At 44.6% G+C, this 14,840-nt stretch carries 10 protein-coding genes and 3 tRNA genes; 1 reads left to right on the top strand and 12 read right to left on the bottom strand.

Annotated elements, in window-relative coordinates; genetic code table 11:
* Window positions 1–2,364 carry a diguanylate cyclase domain-containing protein gene (locus tag IW644_RS03750; RefSeq protein ID WP_269916451.1) on the top strand — a complete coding sequence of 788 codons (2,364 nt, stop codon included), beginning with the start codon at window positions 1–3 and terminating at the stop codon, window positions 2,362–2,364.
* Between the two features lie 95 nt (window positions 2,365–2,459).
* Here the strand turns inward: IW644_RS03750 and rpsO are convergent, their stop codons facing one another.
* The 12 genes from rpsO to IW644_RS03690 all read right to left on the bottom strand — a co-directional run bounded on the left by rpsO (window position 2,460) and on the right by IW644_RS03690 (window position 14,647).
* On the bottom strand, window positions 2,460–2,729 hold the full coding sequence (rpsO, locus tag IW644_RS03745) for a 30S ribosomal protein S15 (RefSeq protein ID WP_012518257.1): 270 nt from the start codon (window positions 2,727–2,729) through the stop codon (window positions 2,460–2,462).
* A gap of 123 nt (window positions 2,730–2,852) precedes the next feature.
* Complete coding sequence (gene truB, locus IW644_RS03740; RefSeq protein ID WP_269916450.1) at window positions 2,853–3,824, bottom strand: tRNA pseudouridine(55) synthase TruB; 972 nt, start codon at window positions 3,822–3,824, stop codon at window positions 2,853–2,855.
* The gene (rbfA, locus tag IW644_RS03735; protein ID WP_118495169.1) at window positions 3,825–4,226 is read right to left on the bottom strand and encodes a 30S ribosome-binding factor RbfA; all 402 of its coding nucleotides are present in this window, start codon (window positions 4,224–4,226) and stop codon (window positions 3,825–3,827) included.
* 113 nt (window positions 4,227–4,339) lie between these two features.
* Window positions 4,340–6,946 carry a translation initiation factor IF-2 gene (gene infB / locus IW644_RS03730; RefSeq protein ID WP_269916449.1) on the bottom strand — a complete coding sequence of 869 codons (2,607 nt, stop codon included), beginning with the start codon at window positions 6,944–6,946 and terminating at the stop codon, window positions 4,340–4,342.
* A 24-nt stretch (window positions 6,947–6,970) separates the two neighbouring features.
* Complete coding sequence (gene nusA, locus IW644_RS03725; protein WP_179983225.1) at window positions 6,971–8,467, bottom strand: transcription termination factor NusA; 1,497 nt, start codon at window positions 8,465–8,467, stop codon at window positions 6,971–6,973.
* 45 nt (window positions 8,468–8,512) lie between these two features.
* Complete coding sequence (rimP, locus tag IW644_RS03720) at window positions 8,513–8,971, bottom strand: ribosome maturation factor RimP (protein ID WP_179983224.1); 459 nt, start codon at window positions 8,969–8,971, stop codon at window positions 8,513–8,515.
* A gap of 301 nt (window positions 8,972–9,272) precedes the next feature.
* The gene (locus tag IW644_RS03715) at window positions 9,273–10,274 is read right to left on the bottom strand and encodes a response regulator (protein ID WP_269916448.1); all 1,002 of its coding nucleotides are present in this window, start codon (window positions 10,272–10,274) and stop codon (window positions 9,273–9,275) included.
* A 14-nt stretch (window positions 10,275–10,288) separates the two neighbouring features.
* Entirely contained in the window at window positions 10,289–13,615 is a 3,327-nt protein-coding gene (locus tag IW644_RS03710) for an MHYT domain-containing protein (RefSeq protein WP_269916447.1), read from the bottom strand.
* A gap of 188 nt (window positions 13,616–13,803) precedes the next feature.
* Window positions 13,804–13,880, bottom strand: a tRNA-Met gene (locus tag IW644_RS03705).
* A 54-nt stretch (window positions 13,881–13,934) separates the two neighbouring features.
* Window positions 13,935–14,011, bottom strand: a tRNA-Met gene (locus tag IW644_RS03700).
* Window positions 14,012–14,064: 53 nt separating this feature from the next.
* Window positions 14,065–14,141, bottom strand: a tRNA-Met gene (locus IW644_RS03695).
* 203 nt (window positions 14,142–14,344) lie between these two features.
* Window positions 14,345–14,647 carry a 4a-hydroxytetrahydrobiopterin dehydratase gene (locus tag IW644_RS03690; RefSeq protein ID WP_179983221.1) on the bottom strand — a complete coding sequence of 101 codons (303 nt, stop codon included), beginning with the start codon at window positions 14,645–14,647 and terminating at the stop codon, window positions 14,345–14,347.
* Window positions 14,648–14,840: the final 193 nt, after the last annotated feature.

Genomic DNA, 14,840 nt, shown 5'->3' with positions numbered 1-14,840 from the left:
TTGAAACACGGACATTATCATTTTTTTTCAGTAGCAGATTTTTCTCCTAATACTGAAATTCTAGCTACCTACGATGTATTTTTCGTACTGGTTTCCGTTCTTATTGCCATATCAGCATCACTAATTTCTTTCGTGCTTGCCGCTAAGATGGCGCAAACGGAGATGCAAAACGAGCGGACTTATTGGTCGCTGGCATCTGCATGCTTTTTGGGCTTTGGAATTTGGTCCATGCACTTTGTTGGCATGCTTGCTTATCAACTTCCGCTTGTGGTCTCTTACGACCCTTTTATTACTCTGCTATCCGTATTCCCTGCGATCCTCGCAAGCATTGTTGTTATGGGCAAGTTGCCTTACAAGGAAAACGCGCTATGGCTTCGCAGTATTTATATGGGGGTCGGCATAGGCAGTATGCACTACATCGGCATGATGGCGATGCAGATGGACGCCGCAATGGCTTACGATGGCTGGTATTTCTCCCTTTCGATTGTAGTTGCTGTGGGATTGGCCGGCATCGCATTAAAAACCCATGAATATGTGACTACAGCGCAGCTTCGCATTACAAAGCAAATAGTACCAGCAATCATCATGGGGTCCGCTATTTCCGGCATGCACTATACCGGAATGCTGTCTATGCACGTCTACGCCCTTCCAGAGACTAAAATACTGCAAGAGCCTGAAACCAAGAACCTAGTTTATCTAGTCATGCTAATGGTCATGCTATTTGCATTTGCTATCTTGGTATTTATTGAACTTCGCACACGAACTTTATTACTTGAGCGATACAACGCCGTATTAAACACCGTACAAGATGGCGTTATCACCTTTGATAATTCGGGCTTGGTCGAGTTTGCAAATCCTGTGGCGTTAAACATGTTCGGCTTGAGTGACTTTACCCTTACCACGCAGTCGGTGCATATAAGAGAACTTATTAGTCCTTCTAAACATACCACTGAATCACTAATTGTTAGTTTAAAGAAAGGGGCAAATAACAGCGTTGCGCATAGCGCCCCATTTACGTTGGACGGCATAAGAAAAAATGGCAAAGTGTTTCCTCTTTCTCTGAAAGTTAAACAATTGCCGGGAAACCATGTCGCTTATATGTGTACGATTAAAGACCTATCGGATGTAAAAAACCAAGAAGTCTTTGCGCAAACCGTGTTTGACGCCCTGCCCAATATGTTGCTAGTAAAAAACGCTAAGACGCTTTCTATTACGCATGTTAACGATGCGGGAAGTGAGCTATTGGGTATTGATAAAGCATCGTTAATTGGGCTGTCTGATTTTGATATATTTGAAGAAAAAGAAGCTAAGGCGTTTGTTAGTGATGATAAGCAATTACTGTTAAGTTCCAAGAAGCAAAACGCGCATGAATACAGACTCAATATTGGCGGCAAAGTGCGCTACCTGCACACAAAAAAAATAGTCATAGGTGATAGTTACGGTGACGCACAGTTTATTTTATCACTTTCTGAAGATGTAACTAAATGGCGTGAAACCCAGTACGAACTTAAGACGCTGAATCGCAGAATGTCTATGGCTGCGGACGCTGCTCGTATTGGAGTATGGGAATGGGACATCCGAGCTAACCTTCTTATTTGGGACGAGTGGATGCACAAAATTTACAATATATCCCAAAATCGTTTTAGTGGCCTTTTTAGTGATTGGGAAAACACCGTCCATACTAGTGATATCGATGGCGTAAAGAAAAAAATTGAGAAGGCGGTATTAGAAAAATCCTCTTTTGAAGCAACGTATAGAATTAAAGCCTTAAATGAGCAGTATCGTCACGTCAAAGCATACGGCCGCGTTGAAGGTAGTAAGATGTTCGGTATTAACGTTGATATTACTGAGCAAATAGAAGCCGAGCAAAAAATTAAAAAGCTTGCTAATAGCGACACCTTAACGGGGCTTGCCAATAGATTGGCGCTATCTACTTATATGCGCAATGAACTCCCCAGGCTAGAAAGGAACGCAAAATCTTGTACCCTATTTTATCTCGATCTAAACCGTTTCAAACCAATCAACGATGAATATGGTCATGCTCTTGGTGATGAGGTACTTGTAGAGCTTGCACAAAGACTAAAAGCTTTATGCCGCTCATACGACATTGCTGCGCGTGTCGGTGGTGATGAGTTTATTGTCGTCGTCACTGAACTTAGTAAAGAATACGACATACAGCGGATAACGATGCGGCTATTTAAGACACTGACTCAGCCTATCACTACCACTCAAGGGACATTCAACATAGGGGTAAGTATTGGGCATGCAAGTTATCCATCAGAGGCAAAGACGTTAGAAGAACTTATTCATATTGCCGATGAAAGGATGTATGAAGATAAGAAGCAACATTCAAAGGAAAGTTGAAATTGCAGACTAGCCTAGTTCGAAGGAGAGTATCTCTTAAGTAAAAAACGGATGAAAAAAAAGCGCCCAATGGGCGCTTTTCTTGAAACCTAGTCTTATCGACGTAGACCTAGACGCTTGATTAGGTCAAGGTAACGCTCAGCGTTCTTGCCTTTAAGGTAGTCTAGAAGCTTACGACGTTGGCTAACCATGCGTAGAAGACCACGACGAGAGTGGTGATCTTTCTTATGATCAGCAAAGTGACCTTGAAGCTTGTTGATGTTGTGAGTAAGCAAAGCTACTTGAACTTCTGGTGAACCAGTGTCGCCTTCTTTTACGCCGTACTCAGCAATGATTTTCGCGGTTTCTGCTTTAGTTAGTGACATATCATTCTCCTAAAATTTATGCTTCGCCGATCACTAATTCAGCAAAGCGGAATGAGCGCAGTATTATAATGACGTTTACACACTTAGCAAGCCATAAACCATCTTTATTTACAGGCGCTACGTCTATGGATAAACAACCCGGCGCTTAGGGTTAACAAATACTTCTTGTTTAGGTATGCCTTGGTCTTTTGGGTCAAGCACCCCTTCCCCAACGCCAAGGAAAATACCATTAGTATCAACGCCGTGGTAGACCCGATAGGATGTCCCTTCACAAAGTGCTTCACTGCACATGCCTTTAACCGATTGGCCATTGTCAAAACGATTCCTTTCGGCGTCGTTAATTGTCACAAACGGTAGACGACTTACAGCTGTATCCATAGGAATAAGCAAGTCATCAAGGGCTTTGAAGTCACCGTCTTCTAGCGACTCCTGAATTTCAATTAACTTATCCAGCGACACCATTTTATCGGTAGGATAGTCAGCAACTTCGGTGCGATGTAAGCGGGTCACATAAGCACCACACCCTAGGTTCTGACCTAAGTCATCCACAATAGAGCGAATATAAGTACCTTTACTGCACTTGATGCGCATATCAACATAAGGCAGTTCTATTCGCAGTACGTCCAGTTCATACACTTCAATATCACGTGGTTCACGCTCAATCTCTATGCCTTGACGGGCATAGTGATATAGTGGCTTACCTTGATGTTTAAGCGCAGAGAACATAGACGGAATTTGTTTACTTTTACCTAAAAAAGCTAAACACGCTTTACGTACTTGCTCTTCAGTGACTTCAACGGGCTTCTCTTCTACCACTTCACCGTCAGCGTCAGACGTGGTTGTGCGCACGCCAAGTTGTGCCGTAACCTCGTAGGTCTTTTCCGCATCCAAAAGAAACTGTGAGAACTTGGTAGCTTCACCTAAACACAGCGGCAGCATACCGCTAGCTAGCGGGTCAAGCGCGCCGGTGTGGCCCGCTTTGGCCGCCTTATACAGCCAGCGTACTTTCTGTAATAGTTGGTTTGATGAGCCACCCAGTGGTTTATCAAGCAACACTATGCCGTTAATGTCACGGCCCTTACGACGTCTTGCCATTTACTCCTGCTCTTGTGAATCGTCTTCATCGCGCTTCGACTCATCTTTAGCGATGGTCTGAGACACAAGATTAGAAATGCGCATGCCTTCAACAATCGATTTGTCTTCAAAGAAGTGAAGATCAGGTACTGAACGCATGCGAATACGTTTGGCAAGAATACTGCGAATAAACTTTTTGTATTCAGCTAGCTGCTTAATTTGGGCTTTGCCTTCTTCTTCAGTGCTGTTGTAAATAGTCACAAAGATTTTCGCGTGAGCTAGGTCGCGCGATACATCTACATCAGAAACCGTAATTAAAGGCATATCGCCTACACGGTGTTTGTATTCGTTTTGCAGAATGCTCGCTACTTCTTTATGAACTTGCTGAGCGACTCTGTCGGTACGTGAAAATTCACGAGCCATTGTACTCTCCTTTCCTTATTTAACGTAGGGCATGCTTGAGTCTGTTTACTTTATACAGACAAAAACGGGAGCACTCGGCCCCCGTTTTTCACATGCCGAATTAACTAAGGCAATTAAATTTCGCGTTTAACCTCAACGATTTCGAAGACCTCAATTTGGTCGCCTACTTTCACATCGTTATAGTTCTTAACGCCGATACCACATTCCATACCGTTACGTACTTCTTGTACGTCGTCTTTAAAGCGACGTAGTGATTCTAATTCGCCTTCGTAAATTACTACGTTGTCGCGAAGTACACGGATTGGGTTGCTACGCTTAACATTACCTTCTGTAACCATACAGCCTGCAATTGCGCCCAATTTCGGTGACTTGAATACGTCACGTACTTCGGCAAGACCAATGATTTCCTGCTTGAACTCTGGTGCAAGCATACCGCTCATTGCCGATTTAACTTCGTCAATTAGGTGATAGATAACGCTGTAGTAACGTAGGTCAATTTCTTCAGCTTCTAGTACGCGACGTGCTGTTGCATCGGCACGAACGTTAAAGCCAAGTACGATAGCGCCTGATGCAGCCGCAAGGGTCGCGTCAGTTTCGGTGATTCCACCTACACCACTACCTACAATATTAACTTTAACTTCAGAAGTAGAAAGCTTAACCAGTGACTCAGAAATCGCTTCTACAGAGCCCTGTACGTCAGCTTTAAGTACGATGTTAAGTTCGCTAACGTCACCTGATTCCATGTTCGCAAACATGTTTTCAAGTTTCGCTTTTTGCTGACGAGCAAGCTTAAGTTCGCGTTTCTTCTGATGGCGCTTCGCTGCTACTTCACGAGCTTTACGTTCGTCTTTAACAACCGCGGCATCTTCACCAGCTACTGGAACACCTGAAAGACCAAGTACTTCTACCGGCGTTGAAGGTCCTGCAACCTTAATCTCTTTGCCGTTTTCGTCGCGCATTGCACGAACACGGCCGTACTCTTCACCACAAAGTAGAATGTCACCAGCAAGTAGTTGACCTTCCTGAACGAGTACTGACGCTACCGGACCACGACCTTTATCAAGACGAGATTCGATAACAATACCGCGACCAGAGCCTTCAGCTACTGCTTTAAGGTCAAGTAGTTCTGCCTGAAGAACGATAGCATCAAGAAGTTCATCGACGCCCATACCCGTTTTCGCAGAAACGTTACAGAACTGGTGCTCACCGCCCCACTCTTCTGAGATAACTTCTAGTTGAGATAGCTCAGTTTTAACGCGGTCTGGATCAGCTGTTTCTTTATCCATTTTGTTCACTGCAACGATAAGAGGTACACCCGCAGCACGGGCGTGCTGTACAGCTTCTTTCGTTTGCGGCATTACGCCGTCATCTGCAGCAACAACAAGAATAACGATATCCGTCGCCGTAGCACCACGAGCACGCATTGCAGTAAACGCTGCGTGTCCAGGGGTATCTAGGAAGGTGATTTCACCGTTATCTGTTTGTACTTTGTAAGCACCGATATGCTGGGTAATACCACCCGCTTCACCGTCTGCTACTTTCGCACGGCGAATGTAGTCAAGCAGTGATGTTTTACCGTGGTCAACGTGACCCATGATGGTAACAACAGGAGCACGTGTCGATTTCTCGCCTTCTGTGCCGTCTGCTAGCAACTCATCTTCAAGCGCATTGTCATTTACAAGCTCGTACTTATGACCCATCTCTTCGATAACTAGTACCGCAGTGTCTTGGTCTAGTACTTGGTTGATGGTAGCCATCTCGCCCATCTTCATCATCGTTTTGATAACTTCGTTAGACTTAATAGCAAGTTTACTTGCCAGCTCACCAACCGTGATAGTTGCACCAAGCTTAACAACGCGCTCTACTGGCGCTGCTGGCTTGTTAAAGCCTTGCTTAAGATGCTCACCAGCGTTTTTCTTAGACTTGCGACGACGACGTGAAGAACGCTCAACTTGCATGTCTTCTTCATCTTCTGCTTCTTGAGCGTAGCGGTTAGAGTGCAAGTGAACTTCTTCAGCTTCTGCTTTCTTACGACGCTCTTCTTCTTCTTTCCAGCGACGCTCGTTTTCTTCAGCAAGTTTACGCGCTTCGTCAGCCGCCTTCTTCGCGTCTTCTTCAAGTTTCTTCTGCGCTTCTTCTTCCTGTGCTTTACGAAGACGTTCTTCTTCCTGACGCGCTGCTTCTGCTTCCGCTTTTTCAGCTTCAGTTAGTTCAGGCTCGTCTGCTTTACGGGCTTCAGCTTCTTTCTTAGCTTGTTCCGCACGACGTGCACGCTCTTCATCAGCAGCTTTCTTAGCTTCTTCTGCTTTACGCGCTTTTTCTTCAGCGGCTTTCTTCGCTTCAGCAGCTGCTTTCTCTTCTGCTTCGCGCTTCAAACGTGCCTCTTCTTCAAGGCGCTTCGCTTCTTCTTCCGCTTGACGCTGCTGTTCTTCAACGTCGCTGCGCTTAACGTATGTGCGCTTCTTGCGTACTTCCACTTTCACTTCTTTAGACTTACCAACACTTAATGTGCTAGTTGTCTTACGCTTAAGTGTCATGCGCGTTGGTTCAGCTGCGCTACCGTGTTGCTTACTTAAATGATCCAATAGTTTCTGTTTCTCGTCTTCGTTTACCTGATCGCCGGCACTCTTAGAGATACCCGCGTCTTTAAACTGGCCAACCAATCGGTCAACGGTCGTACCAATGTCGCTGGCGAGCTTTTCAATAGATACATCTGCCATTACGTAATTTTCCCCCTGTTGACCTTACTCTTCTTCACTGAACCATACGATATTACGAGCCGCCATGATTAACTCACCGGCTTTCTCTTCGTCTAGTTCATCGATATCACTGATATCATCGGTACCTTGTTCTGCTAATTCTTCTAGGTCAGTAACACCGCGGCTGGCCAACACATAAGCCACGTGTTTACTCATACCTTCAAGATTTAATAAGGCTTCTGTAGGCTCTGCACCTTCAAGCGATTCTTCATTCGCTAGTGCACGCGTGGTTAAGAAAGCACGCGCTCTGTTGCGCAGCTCTTCAACCATTTCTTCATCTAACCCTTCAACTGCTAGAAGCTCGCTTGCTGGCACGTATGCCACTTCTTCTAGTGTTGTAAAGCCTTCATCTACCAAGACAGACGCAAACTCTTCGTCAATGTCCAAACCAGCAGTAAATAGATCAAGTACCTTCGCGTTTTCTTCTTCGTGCTTCTTGTTGAGATCTTCAACCGTCATCACGTTAAGTTCCCAGCCTGTAAGCTGGCTAGCTAGGCGAACGTTTTGGCCACTACGGCCAATTGCCTGAGCTAAGTTGTCCGCTTCAACCGCAACGTCCATGCTGTTGCTGTCTTCGTCAACAACAATTGACGCAACTTCAGCGGGAGCCATTGCATTGATAACGAATTGCGCTGGGTTCTCGTCCCAAAGCACGATATCAACACGTTCACCGCCAAGCTCGCCCGATACGGCTTGTACGCGTGAACCACGCATACCCACACACGCACCTACTGGGTCTAAGCGCTTGTCGTTAGTTTTAACGGCAATTTTTGCACGTGAACCTGGATCGCGAGCCGCAGATTTGATTTCTAGCGTCTCTTCTGCAATTTCAGGCACTTCCAAGCGGAATAATTCAACTAGCATGTCTGGGTGAGTACGGCTAATAAATAGCTGTGCACCGCGTGCTTCCGGACGGATAACGTAAAGAAGACCACGTACACGGTCACCTGGACGGAAAGTTTCACGAGGAAGCATATCATCGCGGTAGATAACGCCTTCTGCGTTATTACCCAAATCAATAATGATATTGTCGCGGTTTACTTTCTTAACCGTACCCGTAACCAGTTCACCCACTTTGTCTTCGTACTCAGCAATCATTTGCTGACGCTCAGCTTCGCGCACTTTTTGTACGATGACTTGCTTAGCGGTTTGCGTAGTTATGCGGTCGAATTTAATAGATTCAATCTGTTCTTCCACATAATCGCCAAGTTGTATCTCTGGCTCGTCGATTTGCGCCGCAGAAAACGTAATTTCAGCAAATGGATTCTCTTGCTCTTGATCATCTGGGATAACCAACCAGCGACGGAATGTATCAAAGTCACCAGACGTTCTGTCGATACTTACACGAACTTCGATTTCGCCTTCGTTTTTCTTTTTGGTTGCACTAGCGATTGCATACTCTAGCGCTTCAAAAATCTTCTCTCTAGGCACTTGTTTTTCATTTGAAACGGCTTCCGCCACTAACAAAATTTCTTTATTCATTTTCGCCTCTCTTATGCTTTCGTCGATGAAAGCAGAGCTGTTCCGTTAATCGAACGTGGGAACAACGTTACCTTTTTCGATATTCGCCACAGCTAACTGGAACTGCTGGCCATCCACTTCAATACTTACAATGCCGTTTTCACACGTAAGTACTTTGCCTTTAAAATTACGTCGGTCGTCCATTGGCATAGACAATCGAACTTGAACCACTTCACCTACAGCCTCGATATAATGCTTTTCTTTGAAAAGCGGTCGGTCCATACCTGGTGATGACACTTCAAGGTTATATTCAGTGCTAATTGGATCTTCAACGTCCAAAATTGCGCTAACCTGATGACTTACATCTGCACAATCATCTACGGTAATACCGTTCTCATGATCAATAAAAACGCGAAGAATTGAATGCTTCCCCGCTCGTACAAACTCGATACCAACCAGTTCAAAGCCCAGTGCTTCTACACCTGGCTCTAGCATTTCGGTTAGTTTCTCTTCAAGTTTTGCCAATGCAAACCTCCAAAAACGAAAAAAGGGCCTAAAGCCCACCTGTCATCACCCGGCTCAGCGAGGCTGACTCCAGGTTTTAATACAACAAAAAGCCCCGGACTAGCGGGGCTTTTATTAAAATTCTGAACCCATACCTGCCAATGTAGGCAGTTGCAAACTTATGGGTAAAACCACCGATAGGTGATAGCTTGCTAATGATAAGTGCGTTACTTTCCTTTAATGAGGGAGCCCGCTCTCATCACTTAATGCGCACATTATACGTATAGGCGGCGCATTAAGCAACAGCGAAAAGACTTAGCGGTTAGTCCTCATCTTTAAACTTGGCTTTTATGTCGAGTATTTTAGGCATAATTTCTATCATCAATTCGACCAGTTTTGGCTCGAAATGCTTTCCCTTCTGGCTTTCCATAAATTCGACAGTTTTTTCGATACTCCATGCGTCTTTATAAGGCCGTTTACTGGTAAGTGCATCAAACACATCAGCAATAGCACAAATGCGTCCCTCAATAGGAATATCCTCTCCGGCAAGTCCGTTAGGATAACCCGTTCCATCCCATTTCTCATGGTGGGTCAATGAAACTGACTTTGCCACTTTGAGCAGTAAAGAATCCCCGCAATCACCGATGATCTCAGCGCCAATTTCAGGATGGTGCTTCATAGTGGCAAATTCTTCATCGGTAAGCTTACCAGGCTTAAGCATGATGCTATCAGCAATACCAATTTTACCAATGTCGTGCATAGGTGCGGCATGTAGCAAGGTTTCTGCTTGTTTTTCTGTCATGCCATAAGCTAACGCCAACTCTTTAGCGTAATGACTCATGCGCATAACATGCATGCCTGTTTCATTATCCTTGTACTCTGCTGCTCTTCCTAACCGTTGAACGACCTGTAATCGGCTATCTAAAAGCTCATCAGCCTGTACTAAACTCAAATGGGTTTTCACCCGTGCTTTCACGATTGCCGGTGATATGGGTTTAGTAATGTAATCCACGGCACCAGCTTCGAAGCCCTCAGTTTCTTCATGCTCATCGTTTAACGCCGTAACAAAGATAACGGGGATATGCTTGGTACTCGACTGCTGCTTAAGTTGACGACAGACTTCAAACCCCGTAAGCCCAGGCATCATGACATCGAGTAATATTAAACTTGGCTGTCTAGCCTCAGTAAGCTTTAACGCTTCTTCACCGTTTCTTGCAAAAACAAGCTGGTAGTCCGATGCTAAAAGTTGCTTCAAAACCCGTAAATTTACAGGCTCATCATCAACAACTAATAAAGTAGGTTTTTCAATTTCAATCTCTAACATGCCGTGTCTCTGGGCTACTTTAACTCTTGTATTAATGAAGAAATGTGCTCGAGCGCCAATTCAAACTCAAAGTCATCTATATCTAAGAGAATTTGACCGATTTTCTCACTATGATTGGAGCACCCTATTTCTTTTAAAAATGACAGTTCCTCTTCATCCACCATATTTTGCTCTACACTATTGAGCATAGCTTTCAGGTGACTGAGGAGCAAAGCATTGTCTATACTTTCATTGATTGCATTTTCTGCATATAAGGGCGATTCACTTAGCATCAATTCTATCTTCTCTAAAGCGTCGCGGAGCTGATTGACTTGTTCAATATCAATGATTGATTTCAGCGCCTGTGCCTCTATCTCTCTAGTGATACGGAAGAAGGTAGTTAAACATAGGTTACCCGACGTTCCTTTTAAGCCATGAGAAAGCGATGCTACCGCTTTATAGTCTTCTCTGATAGCTGCGTTCATCAACTCATCGACCTTTTCTCTACTTGTTGAAGTGAATTTGTCCACTTCTTGCAATACCGTCTCAACACTTCCCCATAGACCAACCGCTTTCTTCAAATCTAACGTAACTTTATCGGCTTTAAACGCTGATCCAGCGTCATTCTCTATAGGCGTGTCTGCGGTAGCAAAAGTATCGAGTTTGAGTACACGCGCCACTTCTTCCATAAGTAAGCCGAAGTCCACCGGCTTGTTAGCGAACCCTTCCATGCCGGCTTGCTGCGCCGCATGCTTGTCCTGCACTAACACACTCGCAGTTAGCGCAACGATAGGTGTTGGGGGTAGCTGGTGTTCTCTCTCAAACTTACGCCGTTGCTTCGCCGCCTCTAAACCGTCTAGCTTTGGCATTTGCAAGTCCATTAAAACGACATCAAATGAAGCCGACTCCATTTTTTCTAACGCTTGCACACCATCAGTAGCAGTATCTACCTGATGCCCTGCTCGAGTAAGGAGCAATGACAAAAGCTCTACATTTTGTTGTACATCATCAACCACTAATACGTTTAATGTTGAATGAATTTGGGTTGACGACGACTCTAAAGTATCAGGGGTGTGATCACCCACTTCAACCGCTTCTAGCGGCAACCTAAAGGTAAAGGTGCTTCCTTTGTCTTTTTCACTGGTAACACAGATGTTACCGCCCATAAGTTCAACAAGCTGTTTAGAAATAGTGGTTCCCAGACCAGTACCGCCATATTTTCTACTCATTGACGCGTCCGCTTGCGAGAACGGGTCGAAAACACGCTCCACTTGTTCTTGCGTCATACCAATGCCGGTATCTGACACGCTAAAATAGACAAACTTATCGTCACCTCTGACGTTAATCGACACCTCACCTTCATGAGTGAATTTAACGGCATTGCCGATAAGGTTATTGAGCACTTGCCGCATGCGCTCTGGCACACCTCTGTAACCAGTGGCCACCGAAGAATCCACATTTAGGACTAACCCAACCTTTTTACGCTTCGCTTCTAACCAAAATGTAGAAACAACCAAATCTAATTCTTCTCGAATAAGAAAGTCGCGGTAATCTAAGTCAAGTTTCCCCTTATCTAACTTTGCACTATCCAGTATGTCGTTAAGAAGATGGAGCAGTGAACGGGCAGAACGGTTTATCGTAGTGAGATGGATTTTCTGCTCTTCACGCAATGACTCCCCTAACATCAAGTCGCTAAAACCAATGATCGCGTTCATAGGTGTACGAATTTCGTGACTCATATTGGCAAGAAATGCAGTACGTGCTGCAGCTGCTTGTTCAGCTTTGTCTTTCGCAGCTTTTAACTCATCCTCCATAACCCGCCTTTGGGTTATGTCTGATATAAAACCATCGACATATAGAATATTGCCATCGTTGTCTTTTACATGAGTGCCATGCTCTGTTACCCACTTCACTTCACCTGATTTAGCTATAATGCGATATTCATAAGAGAAAGCTTCTTGTTCAGTATTAGCATTAGAAAGCCGCTCAATATCGTCTGGATGGTAAAGGTCCGTAAACGAACGTTTTGGATCGGGTAATACGAAATCGCTGGGTGAATAACCAGTAATGTCAAACACAGCGTCACTTACAAAAACCATAGGCCAGCCCGGCATATTTAAACACCGATAGGCCATACCCGGGATATTCGAAATTAAACTTCTAAACTTAGCCTCACTTTCACGCAACGCATCTTCAATTTCTTTGCGTTTTCTAAGGTCGGAAGCAAAGGAAACAAAAACTGGCTTACCGTCTATTTTTGTATAGCCTACGCCCAAGCGCACTGGTATTCGCTCACCACCTTTTCTGAGAACTTCTACTTCTCTCCCGGTACCAATTATTTGTTCAGTTGGTACAACGCGCTGGCTAAAAAAGTCGTCGCCATACAAATATCTTCTTTCATGGGGGATAATTTCAGCAGCGTGCATACCCACTATTTCTTGCTGCGTGTAGCCATAAATCTGCTCTACAGCGGGGTTAGCGGTTTTGATGATGCCCTTATCATCCACGGTGAGAATAGCGTCGACAGCAGTATCAGTAATCGCGCTTTGAATTCGTTCACTTTCTATTGCGCGCAACATCACATCGCGGTATTTAAATAAAAGGCTAATTCCCAACACCATGGTAATCAGCACTAGTGTTACGATAGCAATAGAAATAGCTAGATAGACGGCGATATTTGACGACTGGCCGGACGTTTCCAGACCCGGTGGTAAAACAAATCTTGCCGCAGCCATGCCAGTATAGTGCATACCCGCAATGGCCAGCCCCATAACAATACTCGCAAGTAATGCATGCTTGCCCAGCATGTTTCTGCTTTTAGTCGCGGCAGTAATACCAAACTTTATCCATAGCGATAGCATTGCCAAACAAACAGCAACTACGATAGAAAGAGCGAATACACTAAGGTCATAGCGAAGAAGCGGCGCCATCTCCATTGCGGCCATTCCACTATAGTGCATGGTGCCTATCCCAGCTCCCATCAACACGCCACCTAAGACTACCTCGGTAACGCTAATACGGGTTTTAATCAAAAGGTTCAGAGCTACCCAAGCAGCAGCCACACCAGGAATAGCAGAAAGTGCAGTTATCAAGGGGTCGTAATTGACAGGTAAACACAAATCAAAGGCGGTCATGCCTAGAAAATGCATTGACCAAATACCGCCCCCTAGCGCTATGCTACCTGTAATTAATAAAGTATTTCGTCTTAATTTGTCTTGAGTAACAGCTGCTTGCCCTGCAACGTTAAACGCCATAAATGAAGCGAAAACAGCGACTAATAAAGACAGAGCAACAAGGGGAAAATGATAAGCGCCTTCAATTAATGTGGCGTGTCCTTCGTACGTGAAAAAGCGAGCAATCATGGCGCGGCCAAACTACCTGTAAGTTTAATTATTCAATGGTGGCATGACTTTAACTTAGCACACTAGACTGGGCCGTGCGGCAATTATTTCTTAAAAACGACCTTAATGTCCGCTAGTTAAATCGAGAAAATATTTACGGATTGCACAACCAGAAAAGAAAAAACCCAGCAAAAGCTGGGTTCTTAAAGTGGTTGCGGGAGCAGGATTTGAACCTACGACCTTCGGGTTATGAGCCCGACGAGCTACCAGACTGCTCCATCCCGCGACTGTACGGTAGATATTGCTTACGCAATATTATTTAGTTCTGATTTTACAAATTTGGTTGCGGGAGCAGGATTTGAACCTACGACCTTCGGGTTATGAGCCCGACGAGCTACCAGACTGCTCCATCCCGCGACTGTACGGTAAAGCCTGCATTTGCAGTGCTTTGAAATTCTGGTTATTTTCTGTGGTTGCGGGAGCAGGATTTGAACCTACGACCTTCGGGTTATGAGCCCGACGAGCTACCAGACTGCTCCATCCCGCGCCAGAAAATTAACGTTGTAACCGCTGCGTTTCATGCCTCGCTTCAACGTGGGGCGTATTATACATAGAGACTTATTCAACACAAGAGCCAAGCCGAGAAATATTTCATTTTTCTGACTGTTAGCGGTTTAATTAACCAACATGTGCAAAGTTAATACAAATCGCCGCCGAAACAAGCCCATTTTAACCAGCTGACTACCCTAACTATCTAAATTTTTCCATTTTTTCTGCAAGTGAAAAATCGAGTTCCGTCAGTCCATCAGCATCATGAGTAGTCAATGTCACTTCCACTTTGTTATATACGTTGAACCATTCGGGGTGATGTTTTAGTTTTTCCGCCCAAATCGCGATTTGCGACATCCACCCAAATGCACGGATAAAACTCTTAAACTTGAACGTCTTTTTAATAGTATCTCCACTTTGTTCCCAAGGTGTGTCATCTGATACCAGTTCGTTCAACGCATCTAACTTAGCAGTGATTTCTTTCTCTGACAGCTTAGTCGCCATTCTTATCTCCTTCGCTTCACGTTGTTCATAGGTAACCCTATGCCGTAGGTACGTCGTAATGTAATCAATCGGTTTATAAATGGAAAATATCGTAGACGAAAAAGGGAGGGCGTAGTGGAGACTATGGTTTACAAAAAAAACCTGCCTTTAACTATTAACAATAGAGGCAGGTTTTCACTGTGTTATTTTATTA

The sequence above is a fragment of the Alteromonas sp. PRIM-21 genome, assembly GCF_027563165.1.
Taxonomy (GTDB): domain Bacteria; phylum Pseudomonadota; class Gammaproteobacteria; order Enterobacterales; family Alteromonadaceae; genus Alteromonas; species Alteromonas macleodii_A.
The sequence above is the reverse complement of the archived record's forward strand: the minus strand, read 5'-3'. Positions and strand labels throughout refer to the sequence as shown.